Source organism: Verrucomicrobiia bacterium (genome assembly GCA_036405135.1).
Lineage (GTDB): Bacteria > Verrucomicrobiota > Verrucomicrobiia > Limisphaerales > JAEYXS01 > JAEYXS01.
Genome location: DASWYF010000001.1, coordinates 1 through 3,512, shown reverse-complemented (window position 1 = coordinate 3,512; position 3,512 = coordinate 1). Strand labels below are relative to the sequence as shown.

At 56.7% G+C, this 3,512-nt stretch carries 3 protein-coding genes; all 3 read left to right on the top strand.

Features of this window, described 5'->3' with window-relative positions:
- A partial coding sequence (locus VGH19_00015; protein ID HEY1169725.1) for a hypothetical protein occupies nt 1–375 on the top strand: 375 nt, incomplete at its 5' end.
- Between the two features lie 62 nt (nt 376–437).
- Complete coding sequence (locus tag VGH19_00010) at nt 438–1,706, top strand: DUF5009 domain-containing protein (GenBank protein ID HEY1169724.1); 1,269 nt, start codon at nt 438–440, stop codon at nt 1,704–1,706.
- A gap of 52 nt (nt 1,707–1,758) precedes the next feature.
- Entirely contained in the window at nt 1,759–3,198 is a 1,440-nt protein-coding gene (locus VGH19_00005) for a PQQ-binding-like beta-propeller repeat protein (GenBank protein ID HEY1169723.1), read from the top strand.
- The last annotated feature ends 314 nt before the right edge of the window (nt 3,199–3,512 follow it).

The window sequence follows — 3,512 nt, the reverse complement described above, 5'->3', positions numbered from 1 at the left end:
GGTGTTGCTTTCGCGGACCTGCAGCAGAGCGCTTACAGCCAATACAGCGATACCCACCCATTCCGCACTGAACCGCGGGCTGCATTATTAGAACTAAAAGCAGATGTTTGGCCGAAAACAATCTCACCGAATCACAACCTTTTGTATCCGTCAGAATCTCTTAACCGCACGGGTAAGCTTTCTCCACTTACCGCCAAGTGGCTGGAAGGTTCGGGATTCCAAATCAAACAGACCACTTACACTAACAGCTACGATCAAAAGACCTACACATATATCAGTGCATATCTGGAAAGATTCCATCACGACAAATACTTAATCCAACGCCCGTTGATGCATACAAACGTCAACTCCACGGTTCAGGCTTCGATGAAATAATTGGCTAACACAAACTCCGCTTCCCTTCCCTCCCCCTCCCTGCTCATACTGCCGCCCAGCGTATGAGCACCCCCGCGCCATCCACTGCCGCTGCCGCCGAACCAAAGTCCTTTCCCCGTCTCATGTCCCTCGATGCCCTGCGCGGCTTCGATATGTTCTGGATTCTCGGTGCGGATGCCCTTGTCCATGCGCTCAATCGTATGAGCGCGGGCAAAGACGGCGCGCAAGCATCCGGCGGCTTCATCCATTTCCTCGCCTCCCAACTGGAGCATAAGGAGTGGGCTGGTTTCGCTTTCTACGACCTCATCTTTCCCTTGTTCGTTTTCATGGTCGGCGCGGCGATGGTCTATTCCCTCACCCGCACTATCGAGCAGGAGGGACGCTCCATGGCCGTGAAGCGCGTCATCCGCCGTGGGCTGTTGCTCGTCGTCATCGGTATCTTTTACTCCGGCGGCTTCAGTAACAAGTGGCCGGATATCCGCCTGCTTGGCGTCCTCCAGCGCATCGGCCTGGCCTACCTCTTCGGCGGCCTGCTCTTCTGTTATTTCAAGCCCAAGGCGCTCGCGGGCATCTGCGCCGGTCTGCTCATCGGATACTGGGGCATCATGACCTTCGTGCCCATCCGCGACATCCAACTCAACAAGGAAACCCTCGCCCCCATGGCCAAGGAAGCCGGCGTGACGAACAATCTCGCCTTCGCCCACACCGCGTTTGCGGACACCACCGCCACCACCACCGGCAAATTCGAGCCCGGCTACAACGTCTCCAACCACCTCGATTTCCAATATCTCCCCGGCAAGAAATACGACACCTACTGGGACCCGGAAGGCATGCTGAGCACCATCCCCGCTATTGCCACCTGCCTCCTCGGAGCCTTCGCCGGTCTCTTCCTGCGCGATCCCGACCGTTGTGATCACCGCAAAGTCATCTACCTGATCTCAGGCGGGATTGCCGCTGCCATCATCGGTTGGCTGTGGCACCTGCAATTCCCGGTCGTGAAGAAGATCTGGACCAGCTCCTTCGTGCTCGTCGCCGGCGGCTACAGCGCCATCCTCATGGGCGTCTTTTACCTCATCGTGGATGTGCTGAAATATCAGAAATGGTGCCAGCCCTTCATCTGGATTGGCATGAACTCCATCACGGTTTATCTCGCAAACAATCTCATTGGCTTCCGCCGCCAGGCAGACCGCTTCGTGGGCGGCGATGTCCGGCAGTTCTTAAACGATCAGGTGCAAGGGTTAGGTGATATGGCCGGCGCCATCATGGGCCTCGCCCTCGCCACCCTCTTCGTCTGGTATCTGCACCGGAAGAAGATCTTCCTGCGTTTATGATTCGTTCGCTTTCGGGTTGCGATAGGCGCATAGCCAAGCCTATCGTCATCCCATGGCCTTGAACTCTTTTCGCACATGGGCGTGGATTTGTGCGCTAACGGTTTCCCCACTATTCACCTCCAACGCAGCGACCGCCACCAATACCGTTGAAGACTGGCCACAATTCCTCGGCCCGCGTGCGAATGGCACCTCCCTCGAAACCGGCCTGCTCAATTCATTACCCAAGGATGGCCCCAAACAGCTTTGGGCATTGAAGATCGGCACCGGTTACAGCGCGCCGTCCATCCGCGGGGAAAAACTGGTGCTGCATCACCGCCTCGGCGGCGAAGAGATCGTGGAATGCTTCACGGCAGCGGATGGTAAATCTCTGTGGCGCTACGCTTATCCATGCAGTTACACCGATCCTTACGGCTACAATAACGGCCCACGTTGCTCCCCCCTGCTCACGACGAATCGCTGCTATACCTTCGGCGTGGAAGGCAAACTCCTCTGCCTTGATCTCGAAACCGGAAAGAAAGTTTGGGAACGCGATACCGCCAAAGATTTCCAGATTCCCGAAGCCTTCTTCGGCGTCGGCAGCACACCCATCCTTGAAGAGAATCTCCTCATCGCCATGGTAGGTGGCCAGCCGAACTCCGGCATGGTCGCCTTCGATGCTGCCACGGGCAAAACTATCTGGGAAAGCGTGGGCGCGAAGAACTGGCAGGGACAACCGATGTTCGATTTCCCCGGTGATCGTCTCGTGAATTGGGTTCCTTACGAAAAACAGGCCAGCTACTCCACGCCAGTTGTTGCCACGGTCCACGGGAAGCGCACCCTCTTTGCCCTTACGCGCCAAGGCCTTGTCTCACTTGATCCCAAGACCGGTGAGGTGAACTTCAGTCGCTGGTTCTGCTCTTACGTCAAAGATTCCGTGAACGCCATCAACCCCGTAGTGGTGGATGACCTAGTTTTCATCTCTGCTGCGTATTTCCGCATCGGCTCCGTGGTTCTGCGCGTGAAGCCAGACGGCAAATCCTTCGAGCAAATCTGGCGTCACCCGAATGAATTGCAGGGCCGCCCAGCACCACCAGAACAACGCGTCATCCCAGCGCTAGAGATCCATTGGACCACACCTATCTATCATGAGGGCAATCTCTACGCCTTCAGCGGCCGCAACGAACCTGATGCGCGCTTCCGTTGCGTAGAATTGAAGACTGGTAAGGTGCTGTGGGATCGCGATGAGAGCTGGGGCAAGGGCAGCGGCGGCAAGCAACCCAATGTTTTTGGCCGCGGCTCCGCCATCATGGCCGAGGGTAAACTCATCACCCTCGGTGAAGGCGGTCTGCTGGGCATCGTGAAGGTGAATCCGGAGAAGCTCGAAGAGGTCTCTCGCTGGCAAGTGCCGCAGCTGCACTATCCCTGCTGGGCCGCACCCGTGCTCTCGCGCAAACGCCTCTACCTGCGCTCGGAAGACCATCTCGTGTGCCTGGACTTCAGCGCGAAGCAGTAGCTGGTTTCTCGCGTAGCGAGAGTAGATTCATAGCCACGAGTTTCAACTCGTGGCCTGGTCACATTTTCGTCCGCATCGCGTCAGCGACGCAAGAATCCGCATCACATCCGAGCTCTTTTGTCGCTACGCGACAATGTGTCTTTTTTCCAAAGTCGGCGGCTTGAAAGCCGCCGCTAGAGCGTTTTAAATAAAACTGTAGCCTTTTCTGAGGGTGGAAGGTAAGAGGAAGAGGTGAAGACGATTTCGTTGGATTTGCGGGAGCGGATACTTGTGGCTTATGACGCTGGCGAAGGTTCCCGTGAAGCGGTGGCGCA